Annotated in this window: 21 protein-coding genes; 5 read left to right on the forward strand and 16 right to left on the reverse strand. The window is 45.9% G+C overall.

The features are described from left to right. The first annotated feature begins 99 nt into the window (after positions 1 to 99). Entirely contained in the window at positions 100 to 327 is a 228-nt protein-coding gene (locus tag L4D09_RS21120; protein ID WP_428459507.1) for a sulfurtransferase TusA family protein, read from the forward strand. A 7-nt stretch (positions 328 to 334) separates the two neighbouring features. Then, positions 335 to 1,408, forward strand: a complete 1,074-nt coding sequence (locus L4D09_RS21125) for an AI-2E family transporter (RefSeq protein WP_428459508.1) — start codon at positions 335 to 337, stop codon at positions 1,406 to 1,408. A gap of 80 nt (positions 1,409 to 1,488) precedes the next feature. Here L4D09_RS21125 and bcp read toward each other — a convergent pair whose 3' ends face one another. Then, the gene (gene bcp / locus L4D09_RS21130) at positions 1,489 to 1,959 is read right to left on the reverse strand and encodes a thioredoxin-dependent thiol peroxidase (protein WP_428459509.1); all 471 of its coding nucleotides are present in this window, start codon (positions 1,957 to 1,959) and stop codon (positions 1,489 to 1,491) included. A gap of 10 nt (positions 1,960 to 1,969) precedes the next feature. Further along, positions 1,970 to 2,509 carry an ACT domain-containing protein gene (locus L4D09_RS21135; protein ID WP_428459510.1) on the reverse strand — a complete coding sequence of 180 codons (540 nt, stop codon included), beginning with the start codon at positions 2,507 to 2,509 and terminating at the stop codon, positions 1,970 to 1,972. Positions 2,510 to 2,774: 265 nt separating this feature from the next. Here L4D09_RS21135 and dapA point away from each other — a divergent pair, with 265 nt between their 5' ends. Both dapA and bamC read left to right on the forward strand, forming a co-directional pair. Then, positions 2,775 to 3,656, forward strand: coding sequence for a 4-hydroxy-tetrahydrodipicolinate synthase (gene dapA / locus L4D09_RS21140; RefSeq protein ID WP_428459511.1), 882 nt, complete (start codon positions 2,775 to 2,777; stop codon positions 3,654 to 3,656). A 30-nt stretch (positions 3,657 to 3,686) separates the two neighbouring features. Then, a complete protein-coding gene (gene bamC, locus L4D09_RS21145; protein WP_428459512.1) occupies positions 3,687 to 4,715 on the forward strand; it encodes an outer membrane protein assembly factor BamC in 1,029 nt (342 codons plus the stop codon). A gap of 79 nt (positions 4,716 to 4,794) precedes the next feature. Here bamC and lipA read toward each other — a convergent pair whose 3' ends face one another. The 12 genes from lipA to leuS form a co-directional block, all read right to left on the reverse strand. Next, the gene (gene lipA, locus L4D09_RS21150) at positions 4,795 to 5,766 is read right to left on the reverse strand and encodes a lipoyl synthase (protein ID WP_428459513.1); all 972 of its coding nucleotides are present in this window, start codon (positions 5,764 to 5,766) and stop codon (positions 4,795 to 4,797) included. Further along, the gene (lipB, locus tag L4D09_RS21155; protein WP_428459514.1) at positions 5,759 to 6,412 is read right to left on the reverse strand and encodes a lipoyl(octanoyl) transferase LipB; all 654 of its coding nucleotides are present in this window, start codon (positions 6,410 to 6,412) and stop codon (positions 5,759 to 5,761) included. Before lipB ends, lipA begins: the two co-directional genes overlap by 8 nt. 135 nt (positions 6,413 to 6,547) lie before the next feature. After that, a complete protein-coding gene (gene ybeD / locus L4D09_RS21160; protein ID WP_428459515.1) occupies positions 6,548 to 6,823 on the reverse strand; it encodes a DUF493 family protein YbeD in 276 nt (91 codons plus the stop codon). 220 nt (positions 6,824 to 7,043) lie between these two features. Continuing rightward, entirely contained in the window at positions 7,044 to 8,219 is a 1,176-nt protein-coding gene (locus L4D09_RS21165; RefSeq protein WP_428459516.1) for a serine hydrolase, read from the reverse strand. Between the two features lie 190 nt (positions 8,220 to 8,409). Beyond that, a complete protein-coding gene (locus tag L4D09_RS21170; protein ID WP_428459517.1) occupies positions 8,410 to 9,216 on the reverse strand; it encodes a septal ring lytic transglycosylase RlpA family protein in 807 nt (268 codons plus the stop codon). Continuing rightward, positions 9,217 to 10,338 carry a rod shape-determining protein RodA gene (gene rodA, locus L4D09_RS21175; RefSeq protein WP_428459518.1) on the reverse strand — a complete coding sequence of 374 codons (1,122 nt, stop codon included), beginning with the start codon at positions 10,336 to 10,338 and terminating at the stop codon, positions 9,217 to 9,219. Continuing rightward, complete coding sequence (gene mrdA / locus L4D09_RS21180; protein WP_428459519.1) at positions 10,335 to 12,290, reverse strand: penicillin-binding protein 2; 1,956 nt, start codon at positions 12,288 to 12,290, stop codon at positions 10,335 to 10,337. The genes rodA and mrdA overlap by 4 nt, the downstream gene beginning before the upstream one ends. Before the next feature lie 6 nt (positions 12,291 to 12,296). After that, positions 12,297 to 12,767: a 23S rRNA (pseudouridine(1915)-N(3))-methyltransferase RlmH gene (gene rlmH / locus L4D09_RS21185; protein WP_428459520.1), complete on the reverse strand. Its 471-nt coding sequence runs from the start codon at positions 12,765 to 12,767 to the stop codon at positions 12,297 to 12,299. A gap of 6 nt (positions 12,768 to 12,773) precedes the next feature. Then, positions 12,774 to 13,091, reverse strand: coding sequence for a ribosome silencing factor (gene rsfS / locus L4D09_RS21190; RefSeq protein ID WP_428459521.1), 318 nt, complete (start codon positions 13,089 to 13,091; stop codon positions 12,774 to 12,776). 137 nt (positions 13,092 to 13,228) lie between these two features. Beyond that, positions 13,229 to 14,257, reverse strand: a complete 1,029-nt coding sequence (holA, locus tag L4D09_RS21195) for a DNA polymerase III subunit delta (protein ID WP_428459522.1) — start codon at positions 14,255 to 14,257, stop codon at positions 13,229 to 13,231. Continuing rightward, a complete protein-coding gene (locus L4D09_RS21200) occupies positions 14,254 to 14,946 on the reverse strand; it encodes an LPS-assembly lipoprotein LptE (protein WP_428459523.1) in 693 nt (230 codons plus the stop codon). Before L4D09_RS21200 ends, holA begins: the two co-directional genes overlap by 4 nt. Before the next feature lie 141 nt (positions 14,947 to 15,087). Continuing rightward, the gene (gene leuS, locus L4D09_RS21205) at positions 15,088 to 17,661 is read right to left on the reverse strand and encodes a leucine--tRNA ligase (protein WP_428459524.1); all 2,574 of its coding nucleotides are present in this window, start codon (positions 17,659 to 17,661) and stop codon (positions 15,088 to 15,090) included. A 185-nt stretch (positions 17,662 to 17,846) separates the two neighbouring features. Between leuS and L4D09_RS21210 the strand changes: the two genes are divergently transcribed. Further along, complete coding sequence (locus tag L4D09_RS21210; protein WP_428459525.1) at positions 17,847 to 18,329, forward strand: zinc ribbon-containing protein; 483 nt, start codon at positions 17,847 to 17,849, stop codon at positions 18,327 to 18,329. A gap of 85 nt (positions 18,330 to 18,414) precedes the next feature. Here L4D09_RS21210 and L4D09_RS21215 read toward each other — a convergent pair whose 3' ends face one another. Both L4D09_RS21215 and lnt read right to left on the reverse strand, forming a co-directional pair. After that, positions 18,415 to 19,101, reverse strand: coding sequence for a lipid-binding SYLF domain-containing protein (locus L4D09_RS21215; RefSeq protein ID WP_428459526.1), 687 nt, complete (start codon positions 19,099 to 19,101; stop codon positions 18,415 to 18,417). 145 nt (positions 19,102 to 19,246) lie between these two features. Then, complete coding sequence (gene lnt / locus L4D09_RS21220) at positions 19,247 to 20,806, reverse strand: apolipoprotein N-acyltransferase (RefSeq protein WP_428459527.1); 1,560 nt, start codon at positions 20,804 to 20,806, stop codon at positions 19,247 to 19,249.

The raw sequence follows: 20,806 nt of genomic DNA on the forward strand, positions 1-20,806 counted from the left end.
ATGAGTAGCTAAGACAACGAAACCTTGCACAGGTTTCTTTTTTGTCGAGTAGATGTCCTTTACAATACCCCTATGGAGAATAATTGTCAGTATACTGGAATGGAAACCGCGTTACTAAATTTGACTGCAGAACGTTGCCCTATGGCACTGTTAATGGCTAAACGAGCGACCAAGGCATTGAGTGTTGGTCAGCAAATTGAAATCCATGTTGCTGATTCAGGTGCACGGCAAGACATTCCCCGTTATCTTATAGCTCATGGCTTTAATATCGAAGTACAAGCTGATAGTCATCAGGTACTTGTAATAATTGTGACCAAAAGGCAGTAATCTTTTTATGTTGGATATGCTTAATCGCTGGTACAGGCGACGTTTTTCTGATCCCCATGCTGTTAGCTTAGTCGCTATTTTGTTGGGTGGATTTCTGACAATTTACTTTTTCGGTAACCTCATCGCGCCGCTGCTTGTTGCTATTGTTCTTGCCTACTTGCTTGAGTGGCCAGTTATGAAGCTTACTCGATTAGGTTTGCCGCGTCGGTTTGCCGTCATCACGGTATTGATGATATTTGCCGGTTTGATGGTGATGGCTGTGTTTGGTTTGGTTCCAACCATTTGGCATCAGGTCGGTAACCTATTAGCCGATGTACCAAATATGTTTAACGGCTTCCAAGAGTATGTATTGAGCTTACCAGAGCGCTATCCAGACTTTGTTCAACCCCACCAAGTAGGTACCTTCATGAGTACCTTGCGTGAAAAAGTGCTGGGGATGGGTGAAAGTGCGGTGAAAGGTTCACTTGCTTCATTGGTGAGCTTGGCTACGTTGGCTGTGTATTTAATTTTGGTGCCTTTATTGGTTTTCTTCTTATTGACCGATAAAGAAGAAATGCTAGCAACGCTAAGTGGTGTGTTACCTAAAAACCGTCGCTTAGCGAGCAAGGTTGGTGCTGAAATGAATCAGCAGATTTCGAATTATATTCGAGGTAAGGTCACTGAAATTTGCATCGTGGGCATCACGAGTTATGTGACGTTCGCTGTTATGGATCTCCGCTATGCCGTTCTCTTAGGCGTATTGGTCGGTTTCTCGGTTCTAATCCCCTATATCGGTGCTGCTGTGGTGACACTGCCTGTTGCCATGGTTGGTTTGTTCCAATGGGGGATTAGCCCAGACTTTTGGTGGTTGCTAGTTGCCTACGGCATTATTCAGGCCCTTGATGGGAATGTGCTCGTCCCTGTTCTGTTTTCAGAAGCGGTGAACCTGCACCCGGTATGGATCATTGTTGCAGTATTAGTTTTTGGCGGTCTGTGGGGCTTTTGGGGCGTGTTCTTTGCGATACCATTGGCAACGCTGGTCAAGGCTGTATGGAATGCGTTTCCTTCCTCAGAGCCAATAGTGGATGACATTCAGGAATAGTTGGAACAAATAGAGTAGATGCTAAAAAGGCCGCCAGTTGAAGTGCGGCCTTTTTTAGGACTTGATAAAGCTGAAAATGTTTAGCTATTTTCTTTGAGGTAGCTTAATACAACTTCATGATGATCTTTGGTTTTGAACTTATTGAATACGTGTTCAATAATACCGTTTTCATCAATCAGGAAACTGGTACGATGCAGGCCATCGTAGACTTTACCCATGAATTTTTTCTCACCCCAAATACCGAATTGATCAGTCACCGCGTGGTCTTCATCTGAAAGCAGGGTGAAGTTTAGGTTATCCCGCTCGATAAACTTAGGCAGACGCTTAACGGCATCAATGCTGATCCCCAGTACTTCAACATTAAAGGCATCAAGCTCTGCTTTGCTGTCACGCAAGCCACACGCTTGTACTGTGCAGCCTGGCGTCATCGCTTTAGGATAAAAATACGCGAGTACTTTTTTTCCCTTAAAGTCAGCAAGGCTAACGGGGACGTCATCTTGGTTTTGTAATGTGAAGGCTGGCGCTGGCGTACCTGCGGTCAAAGTCTTCATAGTGTTTTCCTTATTGATTATGGCCGACGAAGGTCACGCTACCGGTTACTAAAAGATCTTGGCAGAGTGCTTCATATTCTTCTTGTAGTGTTATTAAGTTGCAGCCTTCAGGTAGGTTGGTACTGATCTGCAACTGAAATTTGTTTGGTGCGTCTACATCATGACTTTCGTGAGTTTGAGCACTTAATGATGCGATATCAACGTTTTTATGGGCAAAAAAATGGGTGAACTGCTCGATCAGACCAGGGCTGTCAGTTGCCTCGATACTAAAATCAGCGGTGTAAGGGAAAAAACGATATTCATGTTTTTCTGTCCGCTTCATTACGGTTAACAAATCATGCTCTTGGGCTTTAAGCGGCAAAGTGGCTTCAACCCGCGACATCGCATTGGTGTTACCAGAAAGTAGCATGATTAGCGTGAATTCATGGCCAAAGAGTGCCAGTCGGCTGTCAACAATATTACAGCCACAATGAGTGATCAAACGTGTGATTTCATCTGAAATCCCTGGGCGATCCGTACCAACAGCAGTAATAACTAAGTAATGTTCCATATTTTTTATATCACGTAATGAATACTCCAGCATGGTAGCACAGTCAATGAATCCGGCTAGCTACCCGCTCGACAAAATTTAGCGAATACGTTGTTGCGGTAGTTAACTGATTTACTTACTTCTGTCTTGAGTTTACTGTAACTGAAAAGTAGTATGGTTTTGCTTGGCCGCTTTATTATTCGGGTTATCGTTTTCGGGATCTAATGATTTGAAGTGGTGCCAAATAATAAAGCTGCCAAGAATTTATTCTTAAGGGGAGATGGAGATGTTTTCAGGAAGCATGGTAGCGTTAGTTACGCCACTAGATGAAGCTGGTGAAGTTGATTACGCTAGCTTAGCATCATTAGTTGAATACCACATTGCAGCAGGAACGGATGCAATAGTGGCAGTAGGAACCACCGGTGAGTCGGCAACATTGACTGTTGATGAGCACGTGAAGGTGGTACTAAAAACATTAGAGTACGCTCAAGGCCGTGTTCCTGTTATTGCTGGAACCGGTGCCAACGCGACTCATGAAGCCATCACCTTTAGCAAATTGTTTTCCGGTACAGGTGTTGCTGCATGCTTAACGGTCACGCCTTATTATAACAAACCCACACAAGAGGGTTTGTACCAGCATTTTAAAGCGATTGCTGAAGCGACGGATTTACCTCAAATTCTCTATAACGTACCGGGTCGTACCGCGGTAGACTTGCTACCTGAAACCGTTGGTCGCCTTTCTGTTATTGATAACATTGTCGGCATCAAAGATGCGACGGCTGATTTGTCACGAGTGAAAAAAACACGGGAACTTTGTGGTGAGGATTTCATCCAATTAAGCGGTGATGATGCCACAGGGCTAGATTTTGTTGCAGAAGGTGGACATGGTGTGATTTCGGTCACAGCAAATGTGGCTGCACCAGAAATGGCGACCATGTTTAAGTTGGCATTATCTGGTCAACTTGAAGCAGCAAAGGAAATTAATCAGCGTATTATGCCATTGCATAAGCACTTGTTTGTTGAATCGAACCCAATCCCAGTAAAATGGGCAGCGCATCAACTTGGTTTGATCAAATATGGTGACCTTCGTCTACCATTGACTGAGCTAAGTGAATCTGCACAACCAGTAGTATTAGAAGCTCTGAAAGATGCCAACGTACTGCTGTAATTTGCGAAAGCGTAGGAGCGCAAAAGCGTAATGAATTACAAATATAAGCTAGTGGTTACAGCTGTTGCTGTAGCAATACTGGCTGGTTGTTCTGATGGCGCAGATCGTCGCCGTCAGGCAAATCAGGATTTTGAATACCTGAATACAAAGCCATTGGAAGAGTGGACCTTACCTGCTGGAGCGCAGCCTTCTCAGGTCAGCGACTATACTATTCCTGCGTCGAATGTTCAGGGAGGGTTAGGGCCAGAGGTTGATATTCGACCGCCACAACAGGTCTTAGCGCTTATTCCTGGTGCTCGTACTATCAAGCATGAAGATGGCGTGACTTTAGTCTTACTCAAGCAAGAAGAGCTGAGTAAAGTTTGGACGCTAAGCCAGAAAGTTATTGCTGAGCAAGATATCAGCTTACTAAACCAAACCGCGAATGTGATGGATACGGATTGGGTGAGCTGGACAAATGCTGATGAAGATAGCGAAATCGGTAGTCGATACCGTATTGAAAAGTCAGCAGAAGGTGGGCGTTATACCTACCAGATAAGTTTAGTTGCTTGGCGTGAAGCCGGTGTAGAGCAACCTGTTTCTGCGGATAATAAAGAACGTTATAGCATCTTAATGACTAACTTGATCACCGCTCGATATGATCAACAAGTACGAGATGAAGCACGAATAAAAGCTCAGGAGTTGGTGAAACAAATTCCAATTTCAATGGGGCGAGATCGTAGTGGTTTACCGATCATTATTGCACGTGCACCTTATAACGTATTTTGGGAGCGGTTCCCAGAAGTGCTGGGTGATTTAGGCTTCACTGTTGAAGGGCGTAACCGATCACAAGGTACGGTTGAAGTGAAGTTCAAGTCTCCAGATGATGAATTCTGGACAGAGCTGGGTACTAAGCCAATTGCACTGGATGACCGCACGTATAATATTCAGCTTGGTGATCTTGGCAACCGAACGTCAATCAGTATTACTGATTCTGATGGCAAGCCTGTTACAGAGGAAGAACTAGATAGCTTAGCACCAGTATTAGCTGCGGCGATTGAACGCGCAAATAATAGCTAAAGTCTATTTTCTTCGATTAATAAAAAACCGCTATTGGCTCAGCCGATAGCGGTTTTTTTATTGCAGTGAGTAAGATTGTTTACTTCACTTCTTCGCCACGAGCCTGCATGTCAGCATGATACGATGAACGTACAAATGGACCACAAGCAGCATGAGTAAAGCCAAGCTCAAGAGCGATATCTTTTAGCTCGTCGAACTCTGCTGGCGGCACATAACGTTCAACCGGCAAGTGGTGACGGCTTGGCGCAAGGTATTGACCTAAAGTAAGCATGGTTACACCATGGGCACGAAGATCTTTCAATACTTCGACAATCTCTTCTTTAGTTTCACCTAGGCCCATCATTACACCAGACTTCGTCGGGACGTCAGGGTGCATTTCCTTGAACTTCTTCAGTAGATCGAGTGACCACTGATAGTTCGCGCCAGGACGTGCTTTACGATATAGGCGAGGCGCAGTCTCAAGGTTGTGATTAAACACATCTGGTGGACTATCGCGTAGGATCTCAAGCGCACGATCCATACGGCCACGGAAATCGGGCACTAATGTTTCGATTCTGATGCTCGGGTTCTTCGCTCGGATTTCTCGAGTACAATCAGCAAAGTGCTGAGCACCACCATCACGAAGATCATCACGGTCTACAGAGGTGACAACGACATAACGTAGTTTCATGTCAGCGATGGTCTGTGCCAACTGCGTTGGTTCTTCCGCATTCGGTGGTAGTGGGCGGCCATGGGCAACGTCACAGAATGGGCAGCGACGAGTACAGATCGCACCAAGGATCATAAAAGTGGCTGTACCGTGATTGAAACATTCTGCCAGGTTTGGGCATGATGCTTCTTCACATACAGAGTTGAGATTGTTCTTGCGCATCGCCGCTTTAATTTCTTGGATACGGTGACTATCAGATGGAAGTTTAATTTTCATCCACTCTGGTTTACGCAGTACTTCCTTTGGTGCTTCCTCTATCTCGACATTACGGGTAGGGATAAGCGCCATTTTGTCGGCATCGCGGTACTTGACACCTTTCTCGATTTTAATTGGTTTACTCATTTGAATTGCTTTCCGTTTTCCACTCAACGCTCTGATAATCAAGCAGTTTGATCAGTTCTTCTACAAGTACAGGTTGAACTTCCATAAGTTCAGTCGGGCCATTCAACAACGCTGTTTGCGTCATTTCCATCCCGGCGTAGCCACATGGGTTAATACGCAGAAAGGGTGCCAGATCCATATTGATATTGAGTGCCAGACCATGAAAAGAGCAACCGCGTCTGATCCGCAAACCCAGTGAGCATATCTTTTGTTCATTGACATACACACCCGGCGCATCAGGGCGGGCATTAGATTCAATCCCAAAGTGGGATAGAGTATTTACAACAGTATTCTCGATGTGGGTAACTAAATCACGCACACCAAGTTTATCACGACGCAGATCAACCAAGACATAGGCGACTAGCTGGCCAGGGCCATGGTAGGTAACTTGTCCACCACGATCACTTTGTACTACTGGTATATCACCAGTATTGATTAAGTGCTCGGCTTTTCCCGCTTGGCCTTGGGTAAACACGGCATTGTGTTCAACCAACCAGATCTCGTCCAGAGTGTCTGCACCGCGTGTATCGGTAAATTCGTGCATGGCTTGCCAGGTTGGTTCATAGTCCCGGCGGCCAAGATTTCTGATGATAATCTTTTTTTGCAATGTAACACCCATCATGTTTGTCACTCGGCATGGCCTGAAATGATGACACCCCGCATGGGTGCATAATACCGATTTGTATTATAAAACTTGGCAACTTAATTTTCAGCCGCCAATTTTATAGGGGTATTGTGGTCGTTATAGAACTACGCGAACAATATCAATTTCGCCTAATTCTTTATACAGGATTTCTACTTGTTCAATCGATGTTGCTGTAATTGAAACAGAAACGGCGCTGTATGTACCTTTGCCACTTGGTTTTACACTCGGTGTGTAGTCACCGGGTGCGTGGCGTTGGATCACCTCAACCACAAGATCTGGGAGTTCAGGCTTGTTGTAACCCATTACCTTGTAGCTAAATTTACAAGGAAACTCCAGTAGGTCTTTTAGTTTTGGCTGTTCTTGCTGCTGCATGCTGAACTCCGAGATATTGCATTTGAATTGCTGCGTTTTAGCAGAGCATATTAATAGCTCAGGTGCGTTAACACAAGTTTGGTCGTTAATGTGATCTATGTCGAAGAAAAGACGTGGCAGCGTATTTTGTGCTCTATTTCTATAAAGTCTTTGCTTTAGCTATATATTTTTCGAAAAAAACGCCGCCCATGGGGCGGCGTTTAGTATTGAATGAAGGCGGTTAGCTCAACCAGCCTTTAAATAGCAGCATAATGTAGTCGATTAAACGGCTAAATAAGCCACCCTCGTTGACATCATTTAGGGCTAGTAACGGATATTCAGCAATCTCTTGGTCACCAACACGGTAGTATAGTTTACCGACAACGTCGCCTTTGCTAATAGGGGCTTTCAGTTCTTTTTCAAGTACAAAGCTCGCTTTGAGATCTTTCGTTTGGCCTCGTGGTAGCGTCACAAAAGTATCTTCGCTAACACCTAATGAAACTTCAGCGGTGTCACCCATCCATACCTTTTCAGAAACGAATGTTTCATTTGCTTTGTGTGGAGAAACCGTTTCAAAGAAACGGAAACCGTAATTTAGCAGTTTCTTACTTTCGGCTTTGCGAGCATTAGGGGTTTTGGTACCCATAACAACTGAGATAAGTCGCATCTGCCCTTCTGTTGCCGTACTAACAAGGCTGTAGCCAGCGTTGTTAGTATGGCCCGTTTTTAGCCCATCAACGTTGAGGCTTTTATCCCAAAGCAGGCTGTTACGGTTATATTGGGTTATGCCATTATAAGTAAAAGATTTCTCTTTATAGATAGCAAACTCATCTGGCACATCGCGGATCAAACCTTGTGCGAGCAGCGCCATGTCGTATGGGGTAGAGTATAGGTCTGGGTTATCGAGTCCATGGACATTCGCAAAGTGGGTTGAGTCCATCCCCAGTGTTTTTGCCCAAGCGTTCATTAGGTCAACAAATGAGTCCTCAGAGCCTGCAACATGTTCAGCCATTGCCACGCAAGCATCATTACCTGATTGGATCACGATGCCACGGTTTAGGTCTGAAACTTTTACTTCGCTACCAACTTCGATGAACATTTTTGATGAGCCTGGGAAATTTTTCGCCCATGCATTTTTACTGATCACAACCGTGTCATCCATCGAGATATTGCCACGGTTGACTTCTTGGCCAATGACATAGCTTGTCATCATTTTGGTCAAGCTTGCTGGTGGAATTTGGTCGTATTCTTTGTTACCGGCCAAAATTTTACCAGAATGGTAGTCCATTAAAACGTAGCCCTTGGCCGCGATCTGTGGAGCTTCTGGTACGACAGCAGGTGCAGCTACAGCGGTAGCCGTCGCAAGAAGCGTTGCTGAGATAGCGACTGAGCGAATAAGTGCAACAGATTTTTTCATGATAGTTGTAACTTAATTTGTCGATTGCAAAAAAATTTCACACACTATATCAGATTGTCATTTGGTGACCAGTGCTGTAGGTCATCATGATGTTAGAACTGATATGGGCGGAATCGATTGAAGGTGTGTGCGTAAAGCATCAATTATTTGGCTGTATAAACAACCAAATAATGATATTCATCCTATTAGACTATGATTTGGGGTCAAATTCCCGCTTCGATGTAATAATAAAGGCCTGTGGATAATGGGTTGTTTTTGCTTTCTCTCGCTGAGAGATCGCTTCATCACGGTCGATATAGGGGCCTAAGCGAAGACGGTAAATTTCTGCCGAATCGGCTTTTTTAAGATCGACGGTTGTATCGAACTCTTGTTCTAGTCTTACCGCAATTTCTTGCGCTTTTTTCTCGTTGGTTACGGCAGCGAGTTGAACAAAATACAGATTTGGGTTGGCACTTTGCCACTCTTCTGGATCTTCCGGCTTCTCAATTTGAATCAGTTCAATTTTAACGGGAGCTGTTCCGTGTTTTATGACGTCGAGGCGTGCTGCAGCTGCCATACTGAGGTCGATGATACGTCCTTCATGGAATGGGCCGCGATCGTTCACCCTAACGATGGCGCTTTTGCCATTGTTGGTATTGGTGACTTTGACGTAGCTCGGCAGCGGCAGGGTTTTATGCGCAGCAGTCATTGAGTACATATCATAAACCTCACCGTTGGAGGTTTTGTGGCCATGGAATTTCTGGCCGTACCAAGAGGCATCACCTTCTTGGGTGAAAGGCTCATTACTGCTGACGATTTGATAATCTTGGCCGCGTAAGGTGTAGTCTTTATTTCCCGCTAAACTTTTAGCTTCATAGCGGGGCTGTGCATCTTCGATATGATCCAGCGTTGGTGATAATTCCGGCGCAATGTCGTCAGCGATGTCATAGCGCTCAGTGCTGGGTGTTGAGCTACAACCAGCCAATAGAAGCAATAGGAATAAAGGATATTTGCGCATTTAGGTCGCCTTAGACAACATTTTTCTATGAGTGTGGATCGACATCAGGATGCCAAAGCCAGCCATTAGGGTAACCATCGATGTTCCCCCATAACTGACCAATGGAAGAGGAACACCGACCACGGGCAATAAACCACTGACCATGCCGATATTTACACAGATATAAACAAAAAAGCTGAGTACGATACTCCCTGCCATCATTCTGCCAAATGCGGTTTGGGCACGGCTGGCGAGCAATAGTCCTCGGCCAATAATAAACAAGTAAATTGCCAGCAAGCAAATGACCCCAATAAGGCCCCACTCTTCAGCAATAACTGCAAAGATAAAGTCAGTGTGGCGCTCTGGTAAAAACTCCAATTGTGACTGGGTTCCTTGCATCCATCCTTTACCTGTCAGGCCGCCAGAACCAATGGCTATTTTCGATTGAATAATATGGTAACCGGCTCCGAGTGGATCCGATTCAGGGTTAAACAGTGTTAATACGCGTGTGCGCTGGTAGTCGCGCATCAAAAACAGCCACATAACAGGGATAAACGACCCAGCGAGGGCGGCTGCGGCGATAATAATACGCCAGCTCATACCAGATAAAAATAAGACGAATACGCCCGATGCGGCAATTAAAATAGAGGTGCCGAGATCAGGTTGTTTAGCGATCAGTATGGTTGGGACGAAAACCATGACCAAAGCGATCACCAAGTTTTTAAAGCTTGGGGGGAGTGGCTGGCTGCCAATAAAACGAGCGACCATCAAGGGTACGGCGAGTTTAATGAGTTCTGAAGGTTGAAAACGGATAAACCCGAGGTTTAGCCATCGTTGTGCCCCTTTAGAACTTTCACCAAAAAACAGTACCCCAAGTAACAGAAGCAGCCCAATACCAAACAAGTAAGGTGCCCATGTTTCGTAGTGGCGAGGGGATATTTGGGCGAGTACAAACATAACGCACAAGGAAAGTACCATCCTAACGGCTTGACGTTCCATCATGGGTAGGTTCTGGCCACTAGCACTGTACATAACCATTAAGGCAAACCCCATGAGGGTAAGAATACCGAGCAGCAATGGAACATCAAGGTGTAGACGATCACTTAAGCTTCGTTTGCTGCCCGTTGCGGCCATCACTGTCATTGAGATACCTCTGCTATTTTACTCTGGTTCACGGTAGCTTCTGGTTCTATGTTATCTGGCTTGAGGAGTAGGTGGTCAAAGATCCTACGAGCAACAGGACCACCGTTTGATGAGCCGCCACCCGCATTTTCAAGTACCATGGATACCACTACTTCCGGCTTGTCATAAGGTGCAAATGCGGTAAACAGGGCATGGTCTCGTAAGTGTTCTTCAAGCTCTTCAGCGTTATATTCTTGATCTTCTGCTAGGCCAAAGACTTGCGCTGAGCCAGATTTACCACCGGCTTGATACTCAGCACCATAGAAGGCGCGTCGTGCTGTGCCTCGAGTTCCAAACAGTACGCGACGCATCCCTTCTTTGGCGACCTCCCAGTTTTCAGGAGTGACATTATCAATCGGTGGGTAGTCATCAAATTGAGCGGGCATCTCGACATTGTCATCAATGATATCTTTTAGCAGGTGAGGTGCCTGTACCCGACCTTGGTTCACTAATACCGTGGTGGCTTTGGCTATCTGAATTGGTGTCGCTGTCCAATAGCCCTGGCCAATTCCGACCGGGATCGTATCGCCTTGGTACCACGGTTGACGGAAACGTGCCTGTTTCCATTCACGTGTCGGCATGTTCGCTTTGCTCTCTTCACGGATATCAATCCCTGTATAATCACCGAAACCAAAACGGGTCATCCAATCTGAAAGGCGATCGATCCCTAAATCATAAGCGATTTGATAGAAGAAGGTATCGACAGACTCTTCAATGGCCTTGTGAATATTTACTTTTCCGTGTCCCCAACGTAGCCAGTCGCGGAAAGGGCGACTGTTTGAATTAGGGATCCGCCAATAACCGGGATCATTACGTGTTGTGCGAGTGGTGATCACCCCTTCGGTTAATGCAGCAACGGCTATCATAGGTTTGATCGTTGACGCTGGGGGATATATTCCCAGTGTGACTCGGTTGACCAGTGGACGGTTTATATCATTAAGCAGTGCACTGTATTCTTTGTTGGAAATGCCATGGACGAATAAGTTCGGATCATAGCTTGGGCTGGAAAGCATCGCTAAGACAGATGAATCGCGCGGGTCAAGGACGACAACTGAGCCACGTCTGTACTTGATTTTTTCTTCACCAGTATCTGGATCTTGGCTACGCACGGTTAAGAGCTCTTTGACATAAAGCTGCAGTTCAATATCAAGGTTGAGCTTAATATCTTTACCCGGGATAGGTGGCACGTATTTGAGGGTGCGAATAACTCGCCCTCGGCTATTTACTTCGACTTCTTGATAGCCTGAAGTGCCGTGGAGCAAATCTTCATAATATCGTTCAATACCGAGCTTACCGATATCACGTGTGGCTTTATAGTTATTGATTTGTTCTTCACGTTCAAGGCGCTGGATATCGCGGTCATTAATTTTTGCGACATAGCCAAGCACATGGGTTAGTGCTTCGCCATATGGATAATAACGTTTAAGGTAAGCTTTGACTTCAACACCAGGGAAACGATGTTGATTGACTGAAAACAGAGCAACTTGTTCTTCAGACATTTGATTCAATATTGGTACAGACTTAAAGCGGCGGGTACGGCGTCGCTCACGCTGGAAACGCTCAATTTGATCGTCGGTCACGCCCATTAAACCTTTGAGGCTCAGGAATGTTTCTTCGAGATCGGCGACTTTCTCACTGGTAATTTCGAGCGAGTAAACGGGACGGTTTTCGGCCAGTAAAATGCCATTTCGATCGTAGATCAGACCACGATTAGGGGCGACAGGGACAACTTTTATCCGGTTATCGTTTGATCGTGTCTGGTAGTCTTCATGCTGACTGATCTGAATGTGGTACAGATTGGTGAGCAGAATACCTACCAGCACGATAATGCCGATAAATGAGACAAGAGCTCGACGGAAAAACAGCGCCGACTCAGCCCGATGATCGCGGATCTGCGTTCGCTTTTGTCTCATTGGCACTTATTCCCTGTGGTACGGGTGATTAGCAGTGATGCTCCACGCTCGGTAGAGGCTCTCTGCCATAATGACACGCACTAAAGGGTGGGGCAGTGTCAATGGTGATAATGACCAGCTTTGATCCGCTGCCGCTTTACATGCAGGTGCTAGCCCTTCAGGGCCACCGATAAGAATCGAGACATCGCGACCATCCAGCTTCCAGCTTTCAAGTTGCTCTGCCAGTTGCTCGGTCTCCCAGCGTTTACCTGGAATATCAAGCGTGACGATACGGTTACCTTTAGCAACTGCAGCTAACATTGCCTCGCCTTCTTTTTGCAGAATACGCGCAATATCAGCGTTCTTACCACGCTTACCTGCCGGAATTTCGACCAGTTCTAGTGGCATGTCTTTAGGGAAGCGGCGGCTATATTCTTTATAACCTTCCTCGACCCATTTAGGCATCTTAGTGCCAACAGCAATCAGTTGAAGCTTCATGATCAATTAGCCCCAAAGCTTCTCCAGTTGGTAAAGGTTTCGTGCGTCTTCTTGCATGATATGCAGCATGACACTACCCATATCAACGATTACCCACTCACCATCGTCTTCGCCGCTGATCCCAAACGGAGGGAAATCAACTAGCTTAGTTTCTTTGTTAACGTGATCAGCAATTGAGGCAACATGACGGTTAGATGTACCTGTACACAAAACCATAAACTCGGTGATGCTAGACTTATCACGAACGTCTAGAGTAACGATGTCCTGGGCTTTAATATCGTCAACTTTATCAACAATAAAATCGTGTAGTTCTTGAACCTGCAAAGGAAACCTCTCATTTGAGTGTATATGTCATTAATGTAGCCAGACAATATGGGCTACAATTTAGCGGCGCAGTATAGCACGCACAACCTTATGCGATACAAGTTGGCATTAACTTTACATAATACTGCGATATTGTATTAAAACTCGCCATTAAGGTGAGTGCGGATCCCACACATTTCGGCGCACAGAGCTGATAAGTCGGCCCAAGGCTGATAATCGTAGTCCGTTTTAACTTTAACTTCTAAGTGTGCTAATTGTTGTAATAAACGAATAATCACAGGAAGTGGAAGTCGGTGCAGTGCCCCGATATAAATTTCTCGTCGACTTTGCCAAATGCGGTAATTTTCAAAAATCACATTTAACGGGGTGCCTTTACTGCCCATCTCTTGCATTTTATACAGTTGAGTCAGCTCTCGCTGCAGTGTACGTAGCAAAATAATGGCTTCAACGCCTTCACCTTGTAGCTGGCGAAGCACCCGTTGACTACGTTTGCCTTGGCCTGCGAGCACGGCATCAAGTAATTGAAACGGCGTGTAGTGGTTATGACGGCTTAAGGCCGCTTCAAGGCGGACAACGTTAAGTTCACCGTCAGGATAGAGCAGCACGAGCTTTTGCAGGCTTTGTGATAAGGCAAGTAAGTTGCCTTCATGCCATTGCGCTAGCATTTGTACTGATTCATGATCGGGCTTTAAATTGAGCTGCTGGCACCGACCTTGGATGAACCTTGGTAAGTGGCGGCTATCGGGGGTGTTACAAGGCAAGTAGAGGGCATTGCTTTCAAGCCCTTTAAACCATTTTGCACTTTCTTGCTTTTTATTCAGGCGTGGGCCTTGCAGTAAAAGAAGAACGTCTGGATGCAGGCAGGCCGTTACCTCTTGCAATGATTTTACTTGTTGAGTGTTCAAGCTCGTTTCTGGGAGCATGAGCTCAATCACTTGGCGAGCTGAAAAGAGACTCATGGCTTGGCAGCAATCAAGCACAAGGTTCCAGTCAAGCTGGGCATCGACCGTAAAGCTGTGGCGCTCTTCAAAACCTGCCGTGATAGCTGCCTGCTTGATTTGATCACTACACTCTAGCTTTAGCAGTGGTTCATTGCCAAATAGTAGGTAAGTTTGGCGCAGCCCTTTTGTTAATTGCTGCGCCAGTTGTTCTGGGTAAATCCTCATTCTGCCGTTGTCACCTGATTGGTACGACTCGCATTGTTGGCTTCATTGCTGCTCGAATCATTATTGAAAATGTCATTCGCCGCTTGTTGATCCGTGTCTTCTTCGGTGGTGACTGTTATACCGTCTTCATTCGTATTTTCTTTAAGCAATAACTCTAGTTCATTGGCTTCCATCTTATTGAAGTCGGCGGTGAGTCGAGCAAGCTGGCGCATAATTTGGCGTGAGGCTTGCTGGCGCATCTCATCTTCAATCATGTCACGCTCAACAGACTTTGCCAGAGCGGTTAATGGGTTATCCAAAAACGTTCGGTTAACGCGAGATGTGTAGGTTTGGCTGCCTTTATTTGGTACGACAATACGATAGCGAACGGTATAAGTCAGTTCATACTCAGCTGCGCGGGCATTTTGATACAGGGATAAGGTACGCTCGCCTGTTGATTCGCTGATCAAGTGTAGGTTAGGTACTTTACTCGATGGTGCGACGGGCTCGATACCGTGAAGTTTAAATTGGGACTTAACCTGACGGTGTAGTTGGCCATAGCGGTCAAAGCTCGTAAGGGAAAGTTTGGCAATATCATCAGGCAACATATAGTTACCGCGAAGGTGGAAACCACAGGAAGCAGTGGCGAGTGCCAAAACTGCAACAAAGAGGGTTCGGATTGTGCTTTTAAGGGAAAATAAAGCTTTCACCGAGTCTGCTCCATGAAAAATGAGTGAAAACTGACCGGCTGACGTTGGTGGTGCTGGTAAAGAAGGTGAGCCGGAATAACTGTGACCCTTTATCAGGGTCACAGATTAGGCACTAGGAAATTACTTTAGTTCGCAGCGATATTAATTAGCAACGATATTCAGTAATTTACCTGGTACATAGATCACTTTACGAATTGTTTTATCGTCAGTGAACTTAGTGACATTCTCATCACCTAGAGCCAGTGCTTCGACTTGCTCTTTGGTTGAGTCTGCGGCAACAGTAAATTTAGCGCGAAGCTTACCGTTCACTTGAACAATAATTAGCTTCTCATCTTCAACCATTGCTTTGTCGTCAGCGATTGGCCACTGTGCGTCGTCGATGTTGCTTTCACCCAGTGTTTCCCACATTTCAAAACAGATATGCGGCGTCATTGGGTATAGCATACGAACGATTGCTTTCAGTGCTTCGTCAAGTAGGGCACGATCTTGTGCGCTTTCTTGAGAGGCTTTAGCCAATTTGTTCATCAGCTCCATGATAGCAGCAATAGCGGTATTGAAGGTTTGGCGACGGCCAACGTCATCACCCACTTTCGCGATCGTTTTGTGAACATCACGGCGTAGTGTTTTCTGTGCTGATGACAGTGCAGCAACATCAACAGCGTCGGCTGTTCCTTTGCTTGCATGTTCGTTAACCAGTTTCCAAACACGTTTAAGGAAGCGGTTAGCCCCTTCAACGCCAGATTCTTGCCATTCAAGCGTCATGTCTGCTGGAGATGCGAACATCATGAATAGACGTACAGTATCGGCGCCGTATTTGTCGACCATTTCTTGTGGGTCGATACCATTGTTCTTCGACTTAGACATTTTGATCATGCCTGAGTGAGCAACGTCGCGACCGTGGTCATCAACCGCTTTTTCGATACGACCTTTGGCATCACGCTCGATAGTCACATCGTTTGGTGCAATCCACTCTTTCGTGCCTTTCTCATTGGTGTGGTAGAACGCGTCTGACAATACCATACCTTGACAAAGAAGTTGCTTGAACGGCTCGTCTGATGTTACGTAGCCTGCATCACGAAGCAGTTTGTGGAAGAAGCGCGAGTATAGCAAATGCATACATGCGTGCTCGATACCACCAATGTACTGATCAACCGGCAGCCAGTAGTTTGCTTTCTCTGGGTCTAGGATGTCATCTGCTTGTGGTGAACAGTAACGTGCGTAGTACCATGATGATTCCATAAAGGTATCAAAAGTATCTGTTTCACGTAGTGCTGGCTCACCATTGAAGGTGGTTTCAGCCCAAGACTTATCAGCCTTGATTGGGCTTGTTACGCCGTCCATTACCACATCTTCCGGCAAGATCACTGGTAGTTGATCGGCTGGAACTGGGTGAACTTCACCATCTTCAGTCGTTACCATTGGGATTGGAGCACCCCAGTAGCGCTGACGAGATACACCCCAGTCACGTAGACGGAAGTTTACGGTTTTCTTACCCTTGTTTTCCGCTTCAAGCTTCGCAGCAATCGCATCAACAGCAGCTTGGAAACCTAGGCCGTCGAACTCACCAGAGTTAAACAGTACGCCTTTTTCGGTGTAAGCGACTTCAGATACGTCTAGATCACTACCGTCTTCAGGTTTGATCACAGGAACGATGTCTAGGCCATACTTAGTCGCGAATTCGAAATCACGCTGGTCATGGGCTGGAACCGCCATTACCGCACCTGTGCCGTAATCCATCAGGACGAAGTTCGCCACGAAGACTGGTACCTCACGGCCGTTTAGCGGGTGAATAGCCGTTAGGCCAGTCGCCATGCCTTTTTTCTCCATCGTTGCTAGTTCAGCTTCAGCAACTTTGGTGTTACGGCATTCTTCGATAAACGCAGCAAGTTCTGGGTTGTTTTTCGCTGCAGCGTCAGCCAGTGGGTGACCTGCGGCAATGCCTACGTACGTTACGCCCATTAGGGTATCTGGACGCGTGGTGTACACTTCTAGCTCTTCGTGATCTTTCACGTCGAACGTCAGTTCAACACCTTCAGAACGGCCAATCCAGTTGCGCTGCATGGTCTTAACCATTTCAGGCCAACCGTCTAGGTTATCTAAATCGTCTAAAAGCTCTTGTGCGTATTCGGTAATCTTGATGAACCACTGTGGAATTTTCTTTTGTTCTACAGGGGTATCACAACGCCAACAGCAACCGTCTTCAACCTGTTCGTTCGCTAGAACGGTTTGGTCGTTTGGACACCAGTTAACCGAAGAGGTTTTCTTGTAAACCAAGCCTTTTTCATAAAGCTTAGTGAAGAACTCCTGTTCCCAACGGTAATACTCAGGGGTACAGGTGGCGAATTCACGGTCCCAGTCGTAACCAAAGCCCAACAGTTTAAGTTGGTTCTTCATGTATTCGATGTTCTCGTAAGTCCAAGGCGCAGGTGCTGTCTTGTTCTTAACTGCCGCATTTTCTGCTGGTAGGCCAAATGCATCCCAACCGATAGGTTGCATAACATTTTTGCCTTGCAGGCGCTGGTAACGAGAAATCACATCACCGATGGTGTAGTTACGCACGTGACCCATGTGCAGTCGACCACTTGGGTACGGGAACATGGAGAGACAGTAGAATTTTTCTTTATTAGGGTCTTCACTTACAACAAAGGTCTTTTTGTTGTCCCAATGTTCTTGAACTTTCTGTTCAATGTCCTGTGGACGATATTGTTCTTGCATCGATGACATCCGGGATTTTGTGAGTTAAGTACAAACACATTCAATATAATCGGCATAGAATAACTAAAGGTAAAGGTGTCAACAATAGCTAAGGCCGTTTCGGGCCGTAATAGTTACCGCTTAATCGCGGTAAATGGGCTTGCGGCACGTAATTTGCTGCTGAAATAGCAGATAGGAGGTGACCTATGGCTAAGCAACGATCAGAGTACGAAGCCCTGTTGGAGCAGGTAACTGAAACCCTTAAGCATAGTCCTGATGAACTTAAACAATGGGCAGAGACAACGGCAAAATACCGTCAGGCTGCAAGTGACATGACCAAAGATGAACTGGCACTGATCTCTGCTTATGTTAAGCGAGACCTGAAAGAGTTCGGTCAAAATGTAGAAGAAAGTTCGGAGCCGTTTTCAGAAAGTCCGTTTTATCAGGTTGTTAAGGAAACCATTTGGGAAGGGTTGGCTGAAATTACGGATAAAACGCAGATAGAGTGGCGTGAAGTAATGGATGATCTCAAGCACCAAGGTGTTTATCAAAGTGGTGAAGTGATAGGCCTTGGAAATTTAGTTTGTGAAAAATGCGGACACCATGAATTGATCACTCACGTAAAAAAAATAGAACCGTGTTTAAAGTGTGGTCATGAGCGTTTTACCCGCCGGCCATTGTCTCCTTAACATTTGAACCAGTGAGACGGAGAGAAAAAATAAAAATAGCGAGGCTTTAGCCTCGCTATTTTATTGGTGATGTTATTGAGTCTGATTACTCAGGGCGCTCTACCGTCTCGACAATCATAGCCATTGGAGCTGGCTCTGGTAACTGAACCGGCTGAGCTATGTCTTGAGCGATATCTTTAGAATCGCTGTCTGCTGAAGCGTTATGCAGAGGTTTAAAACTGAACTTTTGGCCAGCCAGCGAAGCTTCAACCATCATTCCACCTTTTGCAAAGGTGAAGACAGAGATACCGTTGGTATAATTGGTATCGACGTAGTTATCACTGGCGCTGGCACTAAACCCTGCTGTGCCGGCTTTGGCTTGTGCGCCTTCTGTAAGTGCAACAGCTGATGCTTGAGCGTCTAGCTCAAAGCTACCACTGGTGAAGCGTTCGTATGCTCGCTTGTCTTGAAAGAAAATAATCTCGCTGTATGATTGGCCACCAAATTGTAAGCCAAAAGAAAGTTGGTACAGTTTTGCCGTGCCTGTAATGTCATGATCTTTATAAACGGTTCCGCTGCCGTAAGCGCCACCAACCCAGAACCCACCTTTACCAACCGATGGAAAGACCGCATAACCATATGATGAAAGAAAGAAGGGTTGAGTTTGTGCAGAGGCTTTGAATTGGTTTAACGCCGCTTGAGTTTCAAGGTTTTCGTTCGCGATTGAACCGGTAGCGACGCATAGCATGGCGACGGCGCTGAGTGTCGTGAATAACTTGGTAATTATTTTCATGGGTGTATTCCCTTAGTAGCGCGAGTTGTATTGTGCTTTTATGTTTTTCTGTCGATATATTATCAAGGTGAATAAAAAGGCGAAGGGGTCACCTTCGCCTTTTTATCATTTTTCAGCTGGGATTCAGGCTTGAATCAGCTTGAAGCTAGTCGTGATAGTCAATTTGTGGTTGCTCATCACGGAAGCGACCGTTCTGGCGACGGATCAAAATCCACGACAGGGTGATCGACCACAAAATATAGAGGTACAGTGGCCAGCTACCGAGGGTGGTATAGGGGGTGATTCCGTCTGTTGGCATTACTTTGGTACGTAGTACACCGATTTCGAACTGTGGGATTTGTTCGATAATTTTACCGGTATGATCAACAACGGCGGTGACGCCGCTGTTGGTTGAGCGTAATAATGGCTTGCCCAACTCAAGTGAGCGCATTTGGGCGATTTCCATGTGCTGGAAAGGACCAATAGAGGTACCAAACCAAGTGTCATTCGAGAGCGTGAGTAAGAACTCGGTATCAATATTCACATTACGGCGAACCTGTTCACTGAAGGCTACTTCGTAGCACAGGGCTGGTGCAAGTGAAATACCGTTAGCTTCAAGGTTCGGTTGAATAAATTCACCACGGCTGAATGAAGACATCGGCAAGTTGAAAATCGGGGCTATTGGACGAAGCAAATCGCCAAATGGAACAAATTCACCAAATGGTAGTAGGTGATGCTTAGTGTAACGCTCAGCACTTTCGTATTGATATGGTCCCGCTTGGTTCATACCCAACGTCAGAATATTATTGAAGTATTGGCCTTGTTCATTTTGATCAAGGATACCTGTAATAACCGTACTATTGTTGTTTCGCGCAGCAGCATCCAGATTCTGTAAGAACGTCGGGATTTGTGCTTCAAGTGCAGGGATCGCAGCTTCTGGCCAGATGATAAGATCTGCATCCCAGTTTTCTCGGGTTAGGTCAGTATATTGCATTAGGGTTGGCCAGCGTTGGCTCGGCAACCATTTGATCTCTTGCGCGACATTGCCTTGGATCATTGCGACATCAATGGCTTTATCTGGATTCGGTATCACCCATTGCTTATTGCCTGCCAGTAAGCAGATCCCAATAATACCGATAGGCATTAGCAGGGGCTTCCAATTGCGGTAATAACTCGCCGCAACAAATGCTGCACTGGTTAGCACTAATGCTAACGTTATCCCTTCGACGCCTAGAATAGGGGCGAGTGAGGCATAGGGGCCATCAATTTGACCATAACCCATCCATAACCAAGGGAAGCCTGTCATGAACCAGCCACGTATCCAATCGAGTAGTAGCCAGATCACTGGGCCACTTAATAGCAGTTGATGAAATGGTCGCCCTCGATTGAATTTGTTAAATAGAAAACCAAAGAGTGCAGGATAGAAGGCAAGGTAGGCAATCAGTAATGCCATTAATGCCCAGCCAGCGAGCCATGGCATACCACCAAAATTAGCAATACTGACATGTACCCACTTGATCCCGGTACTAAATAAGCCAAGTCCCCATAAGAAACCGATAAGGCCAGATCGTTTAGCTGATTGGTTTTGGAGTAAGAAAAAGAGGATAAAAAGAGATACTGGTGCGAGGTACCAGTGATTATAAGGTGCAAAAGAGAGTGTTGCTAATGCACCTGCTGGAACAGCTAAGGCTAGCTGTCCCAACTTCATTAAAGAATTTTTTGTCAT

The sequence above is a fragment of the Photobacterium makurazakiensis genome (genome assembly GCF_050336715.1).
GTDB lineage: Bacteria > Pseudomonadota > Gammaproteobacteria > Enterobacterales > Vibrionaceae > Photobacterium > Photobacterium makurazakiensis.